This window comes from Streptomyces kurssanovii, assembly GCF_040677245.1.
Classification (GTDB): domain Bacteria; phylum Actinomycetota; class Actinomycetes; order Streptomycetales; family Streptomycetaceae; genus Streptomyces; species Streptomyces kurssanovii.
The window spans coordinates 1-16,661 of sequence record NZ_JBFAQK010000002.1; the positions used below are offsets into that span (position 1 = coordinate 1).

The following is a 16,661-nucleotide window of genomic DNA, read 5'->3' on the forward strand; positions in this document are numbered from 1 at the left end:
GGGGCTCATCGCCCGCGGCGCGCCGTTCCCGTAGGAAGAAGCCGCCCTCGTTCGAGCGAATCAGCCGCACGTCCCCCTGAGCGGCCGGGTGCGCGGCCGCGCCATGCTGCTCGAAGGCGGTGAGCGGCCTCAGAGCCACCTCCGGGGTGGCCGTGCGGAGACCGGAGACGTCGCCCCGATACCGGCGGGGAAGAGCAGCGCGAGACCCCATTTTCCCGGTTTGCACAGCACTGATCCGATCGCACCGCGATTCCATGGCTGCGCCATGAGCCTCTTGACCGGTAGGCTTTCCGTGTGATCTTCAAGCGCATCGGTAACGGGCGGCCGTATCCCGACCACGGCCGGGAAAGCACCCGGCAGTGGGCGGATGTCGCGCCGCGCCCGGTCCGCCTCGATCAGCTCGTGACCACCAAGGGACAGCTGGATCTCGAGACGCTGCTCGCAGAGGACTCGACGTTCTACGGGGACCTCTTCGCCCACGTCGTGAAGTGGCAGGGCGACCTCTATCTGGAGGACGGCCTGCACCGCGCCGTGCGCGCGGCCCTTCAGCAGCGTCAGGTCCTGCACGCCCGCGTGCTCGAGCTGGGCTGAGCCGGCCAGCGCCCCTCCCGGTCCCCGGCGACGGCCGGCGGCGCCGCGAGGGCGGTCGGCCACGGTCCGCGGCTGATCCTTTCGGGGTCCTTTCGACACCGTACGGACGCAATCAACTGATCGTTTAGTAGGCATAGCCACCGCACCGCACTACGCTGCGCCCATGAGCATGCTGACTCCCCCCGGCATGGGCGGAAAGTACCGCATCACGGGCGACAAGTACCCACGAATGCGACGCCCACGGAACCGCCGCAGGATCGTCCTCGCGGCTGTCGCCGCGGTGGTAGCGCTGGGCCTCGCCGGCTGGGGGACGCTGCAGCTCATCGACGCGTTCACGGGCGGCGGAGCGAAGACTTCCGCGAGCGGGGGCGGCACGCGGTGCAAGCCCGCCCCGTCCCCCTCCGCGGCGCCCCCGCCGCCGCTGCCCCGCCAGATCACGGTGAACGTCTACAACGCGACGCCGCGCGCCGGCCTGGCCAAGTCGACGGCCGACGAGTTGAAGAAACGTGGCTTCAAGATCGGCAAGGTCGCGAACGCGCCGGCGGACTACGACAAGAAGGTCCCCGGCACCGCCGTACTGCTCGGAGCGACCACCGCCCAGAACGGCGCCTTCCGGGTGCTCGGCACCCAGGTGCAGGGCTTCCAGGCGAAGACCGACACCCGCAGGACCACGGACGTCGACTTCATCATCGGCACCGCGTTCAAGGCCCTCGACGCGAAGGCGAGCGCGGACGTCGCCCTCGCGGCCCTTTCGCAGCCGAAGCCGGCGGCTTCGGGCAAGTGCTAGGGGGACACGGCCCAGGAACGACGGAAGGGCCGGAGTTCTCCGGCCCTTCGGGTGTCCTGCGGCGCGGTCGGCCGCATCACTGACGGGACCGCTACTCGGCCGACCCGTACATGCGGTCACCCGCGTCACCGAGGCCCGGCACGATGTACCCGTGCTCGTTCAGGCGCTCGTCCACCGAAGCGGTCACGACGGTCACCGGGGTGCCGGCCAGCTCGCGCTCCATCACCTCGACGCCCTCCGGCGCCGCCAGCAGCACGACCGCGGTCACGTCGTCCGCACCGCGCTTGATCAGTTCACGGATCGCGGCGACCAGCGTCCCGCCCGTCGCCAGCATCGGGTCCAGCACGTACACCTGGCGCCCGGAGAGGTCCTCCGGCATACGCGTCGCGTACGTCGAGGCCTCGAGCGTCTCCTCGTTGCGGATCATCCCGAGGAAGCCCACCTCGGCGGTCGGCAGCAGCCGGACCATGCCGTCGAGCATGCCCAGGCCGGCCCGCAGGATCGGCACCACCAGCGGACGCGGGTGGGACAGCTTCACGCCGGTCGTGCCCGTCACCGGGGTCTCGATGTCGACCTGCTCGGTGCGCACGTCCCGGGTGGCCTCGTAGGCGAGCAGGGTGACCAGCTCGTCGGCGAGCCGCCGGAAGGTAGGGGAGTCGGTGCGCCTGTCGCGCAGCGTTGTGAGTTTGTGCGCCACCAGCGGGTGGTCGACGACGTGGATCCGCATGGCGTCAACAGTAGCCCGCGCTCGCATCAACGACGGTTGCGGAGGGAAGGTGGAGGGGTGTCTCCCCAGGCCGCAGGGCTGAGGAAGTGCCCGCGGACAGGTCCCGGGGGGAGTACGGATACAGCCGTGGGGTGGTGTGGCCGATGCCGGAGCCCGAGCCGGAGCCGGAGCAGGAGATCGCGACCGACGGGGAGCGCCGCAGACGACGCGCCCAGTTCCTGCGCGAACTGAACGAGGCCAAAGCGCTGCGCGACCGTGTCCAGCCGCGACGCGCCCGAGCGGCCCGGATGCGGCGGCAGATGCGTATGCGGACCTTCCGCTGGTAGACCGTCTCACGAGCCCCTTAAGAACTGATGGCCGACGCAACGACGGAAGACCTCTCGCAACGCGCCTCTTTCTGCCACGATTCCGAGTGGGCGGGGCACGAACGCAGAACGCGCCGCCGGTCGTCACACCTCTGATCAGTGGGAGAGTCACGGTGTACTTCGCCGCACTGCTCGCGCGCACTCATGACGGGTGGGAAGCGAGCGACACAGAGCTCGACGATGTGGAGACCCTGTCGGATCTGACCGACCTGGCCCGCGAAGCCTCGGTGGACGAGGACACGGTCCTCGTCTTCATCGAGCAGGAGGACGCCTGGTTCGGCGTCCTCCGGGTCGAGGGCGAGGAGGACCCTCGGATCTTCGTCTCGGACGCGGCCGCTGCCGCACGCTCCTCCTATGGGGAGATCCTCACCAACGAACTGCTCGGCGGGGACGACGACGATCCTGCCGCCGACCTCGACGCGCTGGACCTCGACGGTACGGAGGACGGAGAACCGGAGGAGGACGGGACCGACACGGTGGATCTGCCCGCCCAGGCCGGCGAGTCCGTCCCGACGGGTCCGGCCGGCGACCGCGAGATCCTCGCCGATCTCGGCATGTCCGAGAAGGAGCTGCTGGCGCTGGAGACGGACGCGCTGTCGGAGATCGCGGACGCGCTCGGCGCGGGCGAGGTCCTGGAGACCGTGCGCTAGTGCCCCGCCCGGCAGACGAACAGGCACCGGCGCGCACGCCGGAACCGGTGCCGGGAAACGACCCTGTGCGCGGTCCGTGGGAGGCGTCGATGCGCCTCGCCCTCGGCGAGGCGGACCGCGCGGCGCAGGGCGGCGACGTGCCGGTCGGCGCCGTCGTCCTCGCCGGAGACGGCACGATCCTCTCCGTCGGACACAACGAGCGCGAGGCGACGGGCGATCCGACGGCGCACGCCGAGGTGCTGGCGATCCGCAGGGCCGCCGCCGTCCTCGGCGAGTGGCGGCTGACCGGCTGCACGCTCGTCGTGACGCTGGAGCCGTGCACGATGTGCGCCGGCGCGCTCGTGCAGTCGCGGGTGGCGCGCGTGGTCTACGGCGCGCGGGACGACAAGGCCGGCGCGGCGGGCTCCCTGTGGGACGTCGTACGGGACCGACGGCTCAACCACCGGCCCGAAGTCGTGAGCGGAGTGCTGGGCGAGGAGTGCTCGAAGCAGCTCACGGCGTTCTTCCGGGACCGGCCGGGCGACCGCTGAGCAGTGCCCGCCGGCACTCGGGAACGTGCTCGGCGGACGCTTGCCCATAACCGATTTCAGAGCACGGCCCACCTTGGGCTAAGCTCTCTCCCGGTAGCGTGTCCGAGCGGCCGAAGGAGCTCGCCTCGAAAGCGAGTGTGGCGCAAGTCACCGAGGGTTCAAATCCCTCCGCTACCGCTGGTAGATGAAGGGTCGGTCCCGATCGGGACCGACCCTTCGTCTCGTTCCGGCTCAGTTGGCCTTCACGAGCGCTCCGGTCGGCGCCCGAACGGCCGGGCCGGCTGCGGCTCGACCTCGAACGGGTTCGCCGGTCCGGCCGCGGGTTGCCGGGCAACCAATTCGGCCGGTCGGTGGTCGGATTGGCCGGGATGCAGCACTCTGCGTTCCGCCCGGTCTCCAGGAGGATCGTTCCTTGCTGTCACAAAGCTCCGGCCGACGACGCCGTCTTGGCGCTTCGATCGCCGCTGTTCTCGCCGCCACCCTCGGGGCCGGCGTGCTGACCTCCGCCCCTGTGTCCGCGGCAGAGGTCCCGGTCGCGGCAGAGGGGTCGGGCGCTCTGCTGCCGGCGGTGCCCGGCGCTCGGCTGGCATCCGCCGGCGTGAAAGGCTTCCTGACGTACGTCGAGCACGGCGGCGAGAGCGGGAAGCTCCGCTGGACCCCGTACGAGGGCGGCGCCACACGCGACACGCTCTTCTACACGATCGAGGGCATCGCCGAAACATCCGGGGACACGGTCGTGACGTCGAGCGACACTTTCGGGACCAAGGCGCTGGACATGTCCACCGGCACGTCGTTCCGCATGCAGCCGGTTCCCGACGCTCTGGACACCTTCTACGGCGGTACCGCGGGCCAGGCCCTGTTCGCCCACGGGGGGCGCCCGAAGCTGTGGCTGCAGACCAAGGACGCCGAGCCCCGCGCCGTGCAAGGCCTGGCGGACAACGCCTCACTCGACAGGGTGTGGCCGGGGGACGCCACGCACGCCCTGCTCAGCACCTGGACCGTGGAAGGCGAGCCGCGTGTCGGCCTCATCGACCTGAGCAGCGCCACCCTCACCTACCCCTACCCGTCCCACGCGCGGAGCTGGGTCGTCTCCGGGAACCGTCTGGCCTGGGTCGAGGACGACACCGCCGCGAACGCCCTCCGGGTGGTCGTTCGCGACCGGACCACCGGCGCCGACACGATCGTCCCGGTCCCCGGCACCACGGCAGGCAAGGGGCTGAGCATCAGCCTCCTCGGGGACTGGGTGATCTACGGCGGGACGGCCCTCCACAAGAAGACCGGCGAGACGTTCAGGTTCCTCGACCGCGTCGACGCCACCTTCGCCGCCCCTGACGGCTCGGCCCAGATCGTCCAGGGCGGCAGCGCCGCACAGGGCGAGGGCATCTTCCGCGTCACGCCCGGCGTGGACGGCCGGCCGACGGTCCGGCTCCTCGCGCACGCCGGCACCCCCACCTCCGCCCTGCACGACTTCGACAACAACGGTCTGGCCGACCTGCTGGGCCGGGACGCCTCCGGGGGACTGTGGCGCGACAGCGCCAAGGACGGACAGCAGCGGTCGCGGATCGGTGGCGGCTGGCAGATCTACGACAAGATCGAGTCCGTCGGCGACATCGCGGGAAGGCTCAGCCCCGGCTTCACCCCCGAGCTCGTCGCCCGCGACACGGACGGTGTGCTCTGGCTGTACGAGGGCCGGGAGGACGGCGGCTTCACCAAGCGGGTGCGGGTCGGCGGCGGCTGGCAGACGTACACGCGTCTCACCGGCGGCAGCGACCTCAGTGGCGACGGCCGACCCGATGTCGTCGCCGTCGACAGGTCCGGTGCCCTCTGGCTCTACCAGAGCACCGGCGACACCGCCCGCCCCTTCGATCCCCGCAAGCGCATCGGCACCGGCTGGAACATCTACGACCAGCTCGCCGCTGTCGGCAACCTCGCCGGAGGCCCCGCCGGGGACCTCGTCGCCCGCGACAAGGGGGGCGTCCTGTGGCTCTACCTCGGCAAAGGCGACGGCACCTACACCCAGCGCACGAAGATCGGCGGCGGCTGGCAGGCATACTCCCAGATCATCGGTGCCGGAGATGTCGACCACGACGGCAAGGCCGATCTGTTCGCGCACCACCCGGGTTCGAAATCCGTCTACCTGTACTCCGGCACAGGTGACCGCACCAAGCCCTTCAAGGCCCGCACGATCTCGGATGCCCACACAGGTAACACGTACAACCACATGAGCTGAAGGTTCGAATCCCTCCGCTACCGCTGGTGAATGAAGGGGTGGTCCCGATCGGGACCACCCCTTCGTCGTGCTCCGTCTCAGTTTCCGTCTCAGTTGGGCCATGGCTCCGGGTCTCGCCCTTGTCGGGTCACGAACCCGACCGTGAAGATGTTGCTTGTTCGCGGGGTGGAGGGGATGGCATTGATGCAGGTACGGCACCGCAAGTTCCTCACTTGGTCCATTTCGGGCATAGGTGCGATAGCAGTGATAGCGGTGACTCCGTTCTTGCTTCAGGTTGCGGCGCCTGCCGGCAAGGACTGGGACCACCTCAGCAACATCAGCCAGACCTACGGCGCCCTTTCCGTCCTCTTCTCCGCCGCAGCACTGCTGGGCGTCGCAGCCTCGCTGATGCACCAGTCCCGTCAGACCGAGATCGCAGCCGAGGAGGCACAGCGATCTTCACATCGTCAGCTTCTCCTGGTCTCCATTGAGGACCCCGAACTCATGGTCTGCTGGGAACCGATCCCGCTCGGGGTGACGGCGCAGGTACGGAAGCAGGTCGGATTTGCCAACCTCATCGTCAGCAACTGGTACGCCGACTATCGATTGAAGCGCGCAAACGATGACGTGGTGCGTCTGCAGATGGAGATTCATTTCCGCGGTGAGATCGCTCGCACGCACTGGCACCACTGCGCAGAGACCTGACGTCGGTATGCCGCTGCCGCTGGTGACCGCAGAGCACGACGATTCGTCTCGCTGACAGATGAGGTCTACGAACGGGCCGTGGCAGCAGGCCCGGCAATTCCTGCATCTGCCTACTTCGCGGCAACACCTGCGTGACTGCGGCGCTCGGCGTGTGGCGAGCTTCGCACTGGCTCGCCACACGGAGGCAGCCTGCGCCTTTAATGATTCTGGGCGCCGGGTGTCTCGTCTGCCCTCCAAATCGAACCGTCGACCTGCCGGGCGATGTCCGTGCGGACCGTGTCCACCATGTGTTGGTACCGCGCGGCCATAGCGGTGGACGACCAGCCCATGAGGCCCATGACCGCCCGCTCCGGGACTCCGAGGATGGGCAGCACCGTCGCGGCGGTGTGTCGCGCGTCGTGCAACCGGCCGTCGCGGATCTTCGCGGAGGCGAGCAGTTCCTTCCATTCGTCGTAGTCGACCGCCCGGCGGCCGGCGCGTGATTTCGTGTCGGCCGTCTCCGGATTGGTCCGCTTGCGCTGCGGGCAGTACCCCGCCTTGCGGCCGCACCCACGATCGGCCGGCGTGGCCCGCACACGGATCTCCAGGCACGCTGAGGCTGCCGGGATCCGGCGCCCGCCGGCGGCACGCCGAGGTAGCGGCTTCCGGTGGCCGGACACCGGTCCGGCCGGCCGCGGTCGCCGACGGGGCGGCGCGGCAAGCGCCGTCGAGCGGCTCGCGTGCCGCACGGCCGGACGCTTAAAAGGGGCACGGGCACAGTCTCTTGGCCGTGGAAAATCTGTCCGAATGCGCTCGGCTAGACTCACGCGACGCGTCGCCAGGGGCAGGACAGCAGGGGAGACAGGGGCCGATGGTGCAAGCCAAGAAGATAGCCGTGTACGTCGTGGTCGTCTTCATCCTGTACACGATCATCAACTCCCCCGACCGGGCGGCCGACCTGGTGGGGGTAGGGTTCGAGGGCATTTCGAGCGCCGCGCAGGGCGTCGGAGAGTTCATGACAGAACTCGTCAACTAGGGCCGCGCCAGGCATCGCGACCCCCGGCCAAGATCCGCCGGACAGGCCCCGGTCTGCCGGCCAACCAGGGAGTGCCCCTTGATCCGCCATCTGGTCCTCTTCAAGCTCAACGAGGGTGTCGAGCGCGACGAGCCCCGCGTCGCCGCCGGAGTGAAGGCCTTCCAGGAGCTGGACGGGGTCGTACCGGAGCTGGAGTTCTGGGAGTGCGCCTGGAACATCACGGACCGGCCGATCGCCTACGACTTCGCCATCAACTCGGCCGTGGCCGACAAGGACGCGCTGAAGCGGTACATCGAGCATCCGGCCCACCAGGCGGCCGCCGGACAGTGGCGTGAGTTCGCCACGTGGGTGATCGCCGACTACGAGTTCTGAAGGCCCCTCCACGAGCCCCTCGCCCACCAGGGCGGGGGGCTTGTCGGTTTTCCGTCCCAGCAGGACGTCAACACGGCGTTATCGGGTGCTTGCACACAGTGGACATGTCTTGTGATGCTATGACCGCTTTTGACGGATGAGTTGACCGTAAATGACCGCAAAGGGGTGGCTTGACCGTGTCGGCCAGTACTGCGCCTCAGGTGCCACCTCAGAACGAGAGGCCGGACGACACCGCCCCTGCCGCGAGGACGCAGAGGCGCGGCGCGGACACCCGGGCTCTGACCCAGGTGCTGTTCGGCCGCCTCAAGGGGCTCCAGGCGGGCACCGCGGAGCACTCCAGGGTGCGCGCCGCGCTCATCGAGGCCAACCTCCCCCTCGTGCGGTACGCCGCCGCCCGGTTCCGCAGCCGCAACGAACCGATGGAGGACGTGGTCCAGGTCGGCACGATCGGGCTGATCAACGCCATCGACCGGTTCGACCCTGACCGCGGCGTGCAGTTCCCGACGTTCGCGATGCCCACGGTCGTGGGCGAGATCAAGCGGTACTTCCGCGACAACGTGCGCACCGTGCACGTGCCGCGGCGCCTCCACGAGCTGTGGGTGCAGGTGAACGGGGCCACCGAGGACCTGACGACCGCCCACGGCCGGTCCCCCACGACCGCCGAGATCGCCGAGCGGCTGAAGATCGGCGAGGACGAGGTGCTGGCCTGCATCGAGGCCGGCCGTTCGTACCACGCGACGTCGCTGGAGGCGGCCCAGGAAGGCGACGGCATGCCGGGGCTGCTGGACCGGCTCGGCTACGAGGACCCGGCGCTGGCCGGCGTCGAACACCGCGACCTGGTGCGCCATCTCCTCGTCCAGCTGCCCGAGCGCGAACAGCGGATCCTGATGCTCCGCTACTACAGCAACCTGACACAGTCGCAGATCAGTCAGGAACTCGGCGTCTCCCAGATGCACGTGTCGCGACTGCTGGCGAGAAGTTTCGCTCGACTTCGTTCCGCAAACAGGATCGAAGCGTAGCTCGAACGGGTAGAGCACATCTGAGCCCCTGACGGGGGCTCAAAAGCCGTACACCCCCTGTTTACTGGGCATTTTTGCGCGATACTTGTCGACATGTCACTACAGCGTGTTGCCGACATGTGACATTCTGCTGGAACCGCGTTTGCCGCAGCCTCGCCGCCGGTATTCAGGTGGAGGCTGCGTTCCTCAGACGGTCGCGGCCACCGCGACCGTCCGCGACCTCAAGGGGGTGGCATGTCCGTAGAACAGGGCAGCTCGAAGGTGCTCACTCGCGCTCCAAGCGCGCCCGCACCCGTCGTGCCCGGCAGCTCGGAAGCCATCGACACCCGCACTCTCTCCCGCTCCCTGTTCCTGCGGCTTCGCGCCCTGGACAGCGAGGGCGCGGCCGACGACAGCCCGGAGCGCACCTACGTGCGCGACACCCTCATCGAGCTCAACCTCCCGCTCGTCCGGTACGCCGCGGCGCGGTTCCGCAGCCGCAACGAACCGATGGAGGACATCGTCCAGGTCGGCACGATCGGCCTGATCAAGGCGATCGACCGCTTCGACTGCGAACGGGGCGTGGAATTCCCGACCTTCGCGATGCCGACGGTCGTGGGAGAGATCAAGCGCTTCTTCCGTGACACCTCGTGGTCGGTGCGGGTCCCGCGCCGGCTCCAGGAGCTGCGCCTCGCACTCACCAAGGCGAGCGACGAGCTCGCCCAGAAGCTGGACCGTTCCCCGACCGTTCCCGAACTGGCCGCGGTGCTGGGCGTTTCGGAGGAGGACGTCGTCGACGGCCTCGCCGTGGGCAACGCCTACACGGCCTCTTCGCTCGACTCGCCCTCGCCCGAGGACGACGGCGGAGAAGGCTCGCTCGCGGACCGCCTCGGCTACGAGGACTCGGCGCTGGAGGGCGTCGAGTACCGCGAGTCCCTCAAGCCGCTGCTGGCCAAACTCCCGCCCCGGGAGCGGCAGATCATCATGCTGCGCTTCTTCGCCAACATGACCCAGTCGCAGATCGGCGAGGAGGTCGGCATCTCGCAGATGCATGTCTCTCGTCTGCTGACCCGCACGCTGGCGCAGCTGCGGGAAGGGCTGATCGCCGACTGACGATCCGGGCTTCGTCCGCTCGAGGCCCGTCTCGAAGTGAGACCGGGAGGTTCCTTCCTGACGGGCCGTCAGTCACACTGGCGCGATGCGACGGCGAACCGGTCCAGGGATCGTGGCGTTGGCGCTCTGCCTCGGCGGAGCGCTGACCGCGTGCGGCGGCAGCGGCGAGGGTGACGTGGCGCTCGGCGCCGCCGGTTCTGGACCGGACCGTGCGCCCACTGCCGCCGTGCCGCCGAAGGGCAAGGTCTCGCTCTCCCCGCTGGACGGGAGCGAAGGCCCCGTCGAGGACGGGACCACGGGCCCGGCGGGGAAGACACCCCGGCCGGACACCGGCGGACCGGCCACCGGCCCGAAGGGCGGCAGCGATCACGCGCGGAGCGGCCCCGGCGGCACGCCTGCGAGCGGCACGGGCGGCGCCGTCCCTTCCGGGAGCGGCGGACCGCAGCAGACCCCGGGCTCCGGCGGCACTCCCGGCACCTCACCCGCCCCGGCACCGTCCACGCCGGCGCCGGCCCCCTCCGTTCCGGAGCCGGGCCCGACAGGACCTGCCGTGCTTCAGCTCGGTGAGCCCGTCCGCGAGGCGCTCGATCGGCGGTGGTGCGAGAAGGTCACCGTGGAGTTCCGCAACACCGGCGGCACCGCGGCCGTGTCCGGCACCGTCACCTTCGCCACCCACATCATCGGCGCGCTCGGCGTCGACTGGGCCACGCGCGAGTCCCGTCAGGCCCTGCCCGCGCCCATCGCGCCCGGAGCCGTGCGGAAGCAGGCGTACACGGTCTGCGTGGACGCCTGGCGGGTGCCCCTGGGCATGCACATCGAGACCCAGGACGTCACCGCGACATGGAAGTGAGCGGGCCCGCCCGGCCCGGACGGGTTCCGGCGGACAGGGTCTAGCGGGCCCGGACGGGTTCCGGCGGACAGGGTCTAACCGAGGGCGAGCCAGGCGACCGCGCCGAGGATGACGACCGCCGCGACGACGCCGACGATGAGGCCGACGCGCGAGGAGGACGCCGCCGCGGGCGTCGCCGCCGCGCGGCCCTGCGGGGCGCCCTCGTCGACGAAGGCGCGGAACATCTGGGTGCTGCCCGCGGGGTCGTAGTTGCCCTCGGGGCCCTGGCCTTGGGGAGCATGGGGGTTGTGTGCCATGGGGCAGGACCCTAGCGAACGGCGTCGACGGCCCCAACCCCGGGCGGGCAGCCGATGGGCTCCGAGAAGGACATGACCCGCCCATGACTCCGCATATGCAAAGCCTTTTGGGTTCCTTTACCCGTTCAGGCCCATTTTCATTTGCCTGTAGCAACCAACGGCTTCTATCGTTGCCCTAAGCAACGAAAAGCTGGGAGGGGCCTTGGCCGAGCGGAGTCAGTACGAGGAGCTGGCCCGGCAGATAAGCGCGGTCGGGGCCGTGAAACGGAGCCTCTCGCGGATACTGCCCGCCGAGTGCCCTTCCGGGTCCGCGGCGGTGCTGTCGCTGATCGGCCGGCACGGAGAGATGCGGATGGGCCGCCTCGCCGAGCTGCTGGCCGTCGACATGTCCGTCACCAGCCGGCATGTGGCCCATGTGGTGGAGCGCGGCTGGCTGGAACGGTCGCCCGACCCGGAGGACCGGCGGTCCCGGATCCTCCGGCTCACCCCGGCGGGCAGGGACCTGCTCGACGACCTCGGCCGCCGGACCACGGACATGTTCGCCCACTACCTGGGGGACTGGTCCGACGAAGACGTCGGACAGCTGAACGCGATGCTGGCCCGCCTCCGCGAATCCGTCGGGGACTGCCGGGCCCACGCCACCCGTACACCCGTATGAAGAAAAGGAAGTTCATGGCTACGACCACACCGAACGGTGTGCGGGGCGGCCACGCCAAGCACGGCGGTGGATCCGCCTTTGACGGCGGGGCGCCGATGACGCACCGGCAGATCATGGAGGCACTGTCCGGGCTGCTGCTCGGCATGTTCGTCGCCATCCTGTCGTCGACGATCGTCTCCAACGCCCTGCCGGAGATCATCACCGACCTCGGCGGCGGGCAGAGCGCCTACACCTGGGTCGTCACCGCATCACTGCTGGCGATGACCGCGACCACGCCGCTGTGGGGCAAGCTCTCGGACCTCTTCTCCAAGAAGCTGCTGGTCCAGATATCGCTCCTCATCTACGTCCTGGGTTCGGTCGTCGCCGGACTCTCGCAGAACTCCGGCATGCTGATCGCCTGCCGTGTGATCCAGGGCATCGGCGTCGGTGGTCTGTCCGCCCTCGCGCAGATCGTGATGGCCGCGATGATCGCCCCCCGCGAGCGGGGCCGCTACAGCGGATACATCGGTGCCGTCTTCGCAGTCGCGACCGTCGGCGGCCCGCTGCTCGGCGGCGTGATCACCGACACCGACTGGCTCGGCTGGCGCTGGTGCTTCTACGTCGGCGTGCCGTTCGCGCTGATCGCCCTGTTCGTGCTGCAGAAGACCCTCAAGCTGCCCGTGGTCAAGCGGCAGGTGAAGGTCGACTGGTCGGGCGCGTTCTTCATCAGCGCCGCCGTCTCGCTGCTGCTGGTGTGGGTGACCTTCGCCGGCGACAAGTACGACTGGATCTCGTGGCAGTCCGGCGCGATGGTCGGCGGTTCCGTGCTGCTCGGCGCGCTCTTCCTCCTCGTGGAGTCGAAGGCGAGCGAACCGATCATCCCGCTGCGGCTGTTCCGCAACCGCACGATCACGCTGGCCTCGCTGGCCTCGCTCTTCGTCGGCGTCGCCATGTTCGCCGGCACGGTGTTCTTCAGCCAGTACTTCCAGCTGGCGCGGGACGAGTCGCCGACCATGTCCGGTGTGCTGACGATCCCGATGATCGGCGGTCTCTTCGTCTCGTCGACCGTCTCCGGCCAGATCATCACCAAGACCGGCCGCTGGAAGGCCTGGCTGGTCGCCGGCGGCGCCCTGGTGACGGCGGGCCTCGGTCTGCTGGGCACCATCCGCTACGACACCGAGTACTGGCACATCGCGGTCTTCATGGTCCTGATGGGCCTCGGGCTCGGCATGATGATGCAGAACCTGGTGCTCTGCACCCAGAACCAGGTCGACCCGTCGGACCTCGGCGCGGCCAGCTCGGTCGTCACCTTCTTCCGGTCCCTCGGCGGTGCGATCGGCGTCTCCGCGCTCGGCGCGATCATGGCCAACCGGGTCACCCACTACGTCAAGGACGGGCTCGCCGAGCTCGGCCCGCAGGGCGAGGCGCTGGGTCACGGCGGTACGGGCGGCGGCGGCATTCCCGACCTGGACAAGCTGCCGGTCCCCATCCGCACGGTGATGGAGACGGCGTACGGGCACGGGGTCGCCGACATCTTCCTGTACTCCGCTCCCTTCGCGCTCGTCGCCTTCCTGGTGACCCTCTTCATCAAGGAGGTCGCCCTGAAGAGCAGCTCGTCCGACGCCGAGGCGAAGACGAAGGAGGCCGTCGCCGCCTCCGAGGCACCGGAGGCGCTCGCCGCCGCCACGGCCCCCGCCCCGGCGCAGGCCGTCGCGAGCGAGCCGGTCACCTCCGTCGCCTCCGGTGTCGCGGTACGCGGAGTGGTGCGCGGCTCCGAGGGCGCCGCGGTGCCCCGGGCCGCCGTCACGCTGATCTCGCCGGCCGGCCGGCAGCTCGGCCGCTCCGTCGCCCAGGGGGACGGCAGCTACACGCTGGACGCGCCGGGCGCCGGATCGTATGTGTTGATCGCCTCGGCCGACGGCTTCCAGCCGCAGGCCTGCACGGTGAACGTCACGGACGAGCCGCTGGTGTACGACATCCTGCTCGCCGGGACGAGCGGCCTCGGCGGAGTGGTGCGGGCGGCCGACGGTGGCGGCCCCGTCGAAGGTGCCATGGTCGTCGTGACGGACGTGCGCGGTGACGTGCTCGCCACCGGAACGAGCACCGAGCAGGGCGAGTTCGCCTTCGCCGAGCTCGTCCCGGGAGCGGTGACCGTCGCGGTGAACGCCCCTGGCTACCGGCCGATCGCGCTGCCCGTGGAGATCGGCGGCCAGGGCGTGACCCGGGTCGAGGCGGAGCTCCTGTCCGGCGCCGTCGTGCGGGGCGTGGTCCGCGGGGCCGCGGGCCTGCCGCTGACCGACGCGCGCGTGATCCTCGTGGACGCCGCGGGGAACGTGGTCGCCACGGCGACCACCGGCGACGACGGGGCGTACGCCTTCGCCGACCTGGACGCGGGCGAGTACTCGGTCATCGCGACCGGATACCCGCCGGTGGCGGGCCAGTTGACCGTGACCGGTCGCGGCGTCGACGGACACGACATCGAACTCGCCCACCCGGGCGAGTAACGGACCCCCGGGCCCGGGCACCTCGTTCTCGGCGGAGACGAGGCGCCCGCCCGGCGGAGACGGGCCCCGGCGACGGGGCGGCAGGCAGGGGACGGCCGGTCGCCCCGCCCGGGGCCCGGACACTTCCTACGGCCGTGAGGGCCGGACACAGAAACGGGATCGATGGCATGGGACTTCGCGCACAGGTACGGACCCGCGACGGCTGGGCCGTCCAGCACGCGGTCGTCACCGTGACGGACATGACCGGCACCCAGGTGCTGCGGGCACAGGCCGGCGCGGACGGCGCGGTGAGCGACACGACCGACCTGCCGGCCGGGCCGTACACGGTGATCGTGACGGCCCTCGGCTACGCGCCGGTGGCGTCGACCGCGCTGGTCACGGCGAGCGGACGGGTGGACGCCGGCACGGTGGTGCTGTCCCGCCAGGGCGGGGCGGAGCTGCCGCCGCCCGGCACCTGGTCGCTCGACCCGGCGCACTCGTCGGTGGGCGCGACGGCGCAGCACCTCGGGATCTCCAGCGTGCGCGGGCGCTTCACCGAGTTCGGCGGACGGATCGAGATCGCGGAGGAAGTGGAACGTTCCCGGGTCGACGCGGTGATCGCGGCCGCGTCCATCGACACGGGCAACGGGCTGCGGGACAAGCACCTGCGGTCGCCGGACTTCCTGGACACCGAGCGCTTCCCCGACATCACCTACAGGTCCACCGCCGTGACCGCGGCCGGGCCCGACCGCTGGACGGTGCGGGGCGAGCTGTCCCTGCACGGCGTCGTCCGCGAGGTCGACCTCGACCTGAGCTACCTGGGCACCGGTCCCGACCCGTGGGGCGGGGTGCGCGCCGCCTTCCGCGCCACGGCGGAACTGCACCGGGACGACTTCGCCATGCACTACAACCAGATGGTGCAGACGGGTATCTCCGCCATCGGGACGACGCTGAAGGTGGAGCTGGACATCCAGGCGGTTCAGGGCGGCGAACTCCCGTAAGGTGCCGGCCATGGCACGACAGATCGCCACCAACACCAGGGTGGAACGCGAGCAGTTGCTGGAATTCGTACGGCCGCGACACCGCGCGATCCTGCTGACGCGCCGCGCGGACGGCTCCCCGCAGGGCTCGCCGCTCACCTGCGGGGTGGACGACTCGGGGCGGATCGTCGTCTCGACCTATCCGGAGCGGGCGAAGACACGCAACGCCGAGCGGGACGCGCGCGTCAGTGTGATCGTCCTGTCGGACGACTGGAACGGGCCGTGGGTGCAGGTCGACGGCACCGCGGAGGTGATCGACTCCCCCGCCTCTGTGGAGCCGCTCGTCGAGTACTTCCGAAACATCTCGGGTGAGCACCCGGACTGGGACGAGTACCGCGAGGCGATGCGGAAGCAGGGCAAGTCGATCATCCGCGTCACACCGGAGCGGTGGGGCCCCATCGCCACGGGCGGCTTCCCGGCGCGGCTCGGAGAGGACTGACCGGCCCGCCGGCAGCCCGGCAGCCGGCACGACCCCCTACGGTCCAGGGAAGGCGGGTTACGCCTTCGACCGCTCCACCATCGCCTCGATTCCCGCGATCAGGAGATCGAGGGCGAATCCGAAGTCCCGCTCGCGCATCTCCTCCACGGTGTCCCCGCCGCGCGCCTCCATCAGCTCGTCGGCCTGCGCGAACGTCTCGCGGTACTGGGGCCGTTCGCGGATCGTCCCCATGGCCTCGCGGAAGTACTCGTCCTGGTCGAGCCCCGCCGCCGCGCAGCGCTCGATGAAGTGGCCCTCGATGGTGCCGAATCCGTAGACGAACTGGAAGACGGCGGAGATGCCCCCCATCTGCCCGTGGGGCGGCAGGCCGGTGTTGCGCACGATCTGCTGGGCCGCCCGCGAGAAGGCCATCGAGTGCGGGCCGATGTTCAGGTACGTCCCGATCAGCGGCGACACCCACGGGTGCCGGACCAGCAGTGCCCGGTACCCGGCGGCCAGGGCGCGGAGCTGATCGCGCCAGTCGCCCGTGTCCGCGTCCGCGTCCGTGTCGGGCAGCGGTACGGTCCCGAAGACCGCGTCGAGGGCCAGCTCCAGCAGGTCGTCCTTGGTGTCGACGTACCAGTAGACGGACATCGCGGTGACATTCAGCTCGGCGGCCAGCTTCCGCATGGAGAACCGGGCCGCGCCCTCGGCGTCCAGGAGCCGGACCGTCGCGTCGATGATCTTGTCGCGGTCCAGTCCGGCCGGCTGTGCCGACCTGCGCCCCCGGTCCGCCTTGCCCTCCAGCCAGACACTCGTCCGCATGGGGCTCTTCGTGCGGTCGGTCGTACTCGCCATCGCACACCCTCTCGGTT

Annotated in this window: 19 protein-coding genes, 1 tRNA gene and 1 pseudogene; 17 read left to right on the plus strand and 4 right to left on the minus strand. The window is 70.2% G+C overall.

The genetic code is table 11. From position 1 onward, the window contains the following. The first annotated feature begins 294 nt into the window (after positions 1-294). Both AB0K36_RS02035 and AB0K36_RS02040 read left to right on the plus strand, forming a co-directional pair. Positions 295-591: a type II toxin-antitoxin system VapB family antitoxin gene (locus tag AB0K36_RS02035; RefSeq protein ID WP_003955420.1), complete on the plus strand. Its 297-nt coding sequence runs from the start codon at positions 295-297 to the stop codon at positions 589-591. Positions 592-754: 163 nt separating this feature from the next. Beyond that, on the plus strand, positions 755-1,378 hold the full coding sequence (locus tag AB0K36_RS02040) for a LytR C-terminal domain-containing protein (protein ID WP_364587008.1): 624 nt from the start codon (positions 755-757) through the stop codon (positions 1,376-1,378). 91 nt (positions 1,379-1,469) lie between these two features. On the opposite strand, the gene upp is transcribed toward AB0K36_RS02040, so the two are convergent. Beyond that, on the minus strand, positions 1,470-2,105 hold the full coding sequence (gene upp, locus AB0K36_RS02045; protein WP_005315292.1) for a uracil phosphoribosyltransferase: 636 nt from the start codon (positions 2,103-2,105) through the stop codon (positions 1,470-1,472). Between the two features lie 143 nt (positions 2,106-2,248). Between upp and AB0K36_RS02050 the strand changes: the two genes are divergently transcribed. From AB0K36_RS02050 to AB0K36_RS02075, 6 genes are all read left to right on the plus strand, one after another. Continuing rightward, complete coding sequence (locus AB0K36_RS02050) at positions 2,249-2,431, plus strand: hypothetical protein (RefSeq protein WP_189474166.1); 183 nt, start codon at positions 2,249-2,251, stop codon at positions 2,429-2,431. 152 nt (positions 2,432-2,583) lie between these two features. Beyond that, the gene (locus tag AB0K36_RS02055) at positions 2,584-3,120 is read left to right on the plus strand and encodes a tRNA adenosine deaminase-associated protein (protein WP_189474168.1); all 537 of its coding nucleotides are present in this window, start codon (positions 2,584-2,586) and stop codon (positions 3,118-3,120) included. Positions 3,121-3,209: 89 nt separating this feature from the next. Continuing rightward, positions 3,210-3,650: a tRNA adenosine(34) deaminase TadA gene (gene tadA / locus AB0K36_RS02060; protein ID WP_364587013.1), complete on the plus strand. Its 441-nt coding sequence runs from the start codon at positions 3,210-3,212 to the stop codon at positions 3,648-3,650. Positions 3,651-3,742: 92 nt separating this feature from the next. After that, positions 3,743-3,827, plus strand: a tRNA-Ser gene (locus AB0K36_RS02065). Between the two features lie 235 nt (positions 3,828-4,062). After that, positions 4,063-5,880, plus strand: coding sequence for an FG-GAP repeat domain-containing protein (locus AB0K36_RS02070; RefSeq protein ID WP_364587016.1), 1,818 nt, complete (start codon positions 4,063-4,065; stop codon positions 5,878-5,880). 147 nt (positions 5,881-6,027) lie between these two features. After that, positions 6,028-6,564 carry a DUF6082 family protein gene (locus tag AB0K36_RS02075; RefSeq protein ID WP_364587707.1) on the plus strand — a complete coding sequence of 179 codons (537 nt, stop codon included), beginning with the start codon at positions 6,028-6,030 and terminating at the stop codon, positions 6,562-6,564. Positions 6,565-6,761: 197 nt separating this feature from the next. Here the strand turns inward: AB0K36_RS02075 and AB0K36_RS02080 are convergent. Continuing rightward, positions 6,762-7,112 (minus strand): annotated as a pseudogene (locus AB0K36_RS02080) (tyrosine-type recombinase/integrase); the annotation flags it as partial. Positions 7,113-7,414: 302 nt separating this feature from the next. Here AB0K36_RS02080 and AB0K36_RS02085 point away from each other — a divergent pair. From AB0K36_RS02085 to AB0K36_RS02105, 5 genes are all read left to right on the plus strand, one after another. Next, positions 7,415-7,579, plus strand: a complete 165-nt coding sequence (locus tag AB0K36_RS02085; RefSeq protein ID WP_167306839.1) for a hypothetical protein — start codon at positions 7,415-7,417, stop codon at positions 7,577-7,579. Between the two features lie 78 nt (positions 7,580-7,657). After that, complete coding sequence (locus tag AB0K36_RS02090) at positions 7,658-7,951, plus strand: Dabb family protein (protein ID WP_159690095.1); 294 nt, start codon at positions 7,658-7,660, stop codon at positions 7,949-7,951. A 176-nt stretch (positions 7,952-8,127) separates the two neighbouring features. Continuing rightward, complete coding sequence (locus AB0K36_RS02095; RefSeq protein ID WP_364587019.1) at positions 8,128-8,970, plus strand: RNA polymerase sigma factor SigF; 843 nt, start codon at positions 8,128-8,130, stop codon at positions 8,968-8,970. Positions 8,971-9,204: 234 nt separating this feature from the next. Beyond that, entirely contained in the window at positions 9,205-10,062 is an 858-nt protein-coding gene (locus tag AB0K36_RS02100) for an RNA polymerase sigma factor SigF (RefSeq protein WP_037774269.1), read from the plus strand. A gap of 85 nt (positions 10,063-10,147) precedes the next feature. After that, complete coding sequence (locus AB0K36_RS02105) at positions 10,148-10,912, plus strand: hypothetical protein (protein ID WP_364587022.1); 765 nt, start codon at positions 10,148-10,150, stop codon at positions 10,910-10,912. 74 nt (positions 10,913-10,986) lie between these two features. Here AB0K36_RS02105 and AB0K36_RS02110 read toward each other — a convergent pair whose 3' ends face one another. Then, positions 10,987-11,208, minus strand: a complete 222-nt coding sequence (locus AB0K36_RS02110) for a hypothetical protein (RefSeq protein ID WP_364587025.1) — start codon at positions 11,206-11,208, stop codon at positions 10,987-10,989. A gap of 202 nt (positions 11,209-11,410) precedes the next feature. On the opposite strand from AB0K36_RS02110, the gene AB0K36_RS02115 reads away from it, so the two are divergent. The 4 genes from AB0K36_RS02115 (at position 11,411) to AB0K36_RS02130 (ending at position 15,807) form a co-directional block, all read left to right on the plus strand. Beyond that, positions 11,411-11,866: a MarR family winged helix-turn-helix transcriptional regulator gene (locus AB0K36_RS02115; protein WP_364587027.1), complete on the plus strand. Its 456-nt coding sequence runs from the start codon at positions 11,411-11,413 to the stop codon at positions 11,864-11,866. Positions 11,867-11,961: 95 nt separating this feature from the next. Beyond that, complete coding sequence (locus AB0K36_RS02120; RefSeq protein WP_494517645.1) at positions 11,962-14,349, plus strand: MFS transporter; 2,388 nt, start codon at positions 11,962-11,964, stop codon at positions 14,347-14,349. Between the two features lie 167 nt (positions 14,350-14,516). Beyond that, positions 14,517-15,329 carry a YceI family protein gene (locus tag AB0K36_RS02125; protein ID WP_364587033.1) on the plus strand — a complete coding sequence of 271 codons (813 nt, stop codon included), beginning with the start codon at positions 14,517-14,519 and terminating at the stop codon, positions 15,327-15,329. A gap of 10 nt (positions 15,330-15,339) precedes the next feature. Further along, positions 15,340-15,807 carry a PPOX class F420-dependent oxidoreductase gene (locus tag AB0K36_RS02130; protein WP_364587036.1) on the plus strand — a complete coding sequence of 156 codons (468 nt, stop codon included), beginning with the start codon at positions 15,340-15,342 and terminating at the stop codon, positions 15,805-15,807. A gap of 57 nt (positions 15,808-15,864) precedes the next feature. On the opposite strand, the gene AB0K36_RS02135 is transcribed toward AB0K36_RS02130, so the two are convergent. Further along, positions 15,865-16,644, minus strand: a complete 780-nt coding sequence (locus tag AB0K36_RS02135; protein WP_364587038.1) for a TetR/AcrR family transcriptional regulator — start codon at positions 16,642-16,644, stop codon at positions 15,865-15,867. Between the last annotated feature and the right edge of the window lie 17 nt (positions 16,645-16,661).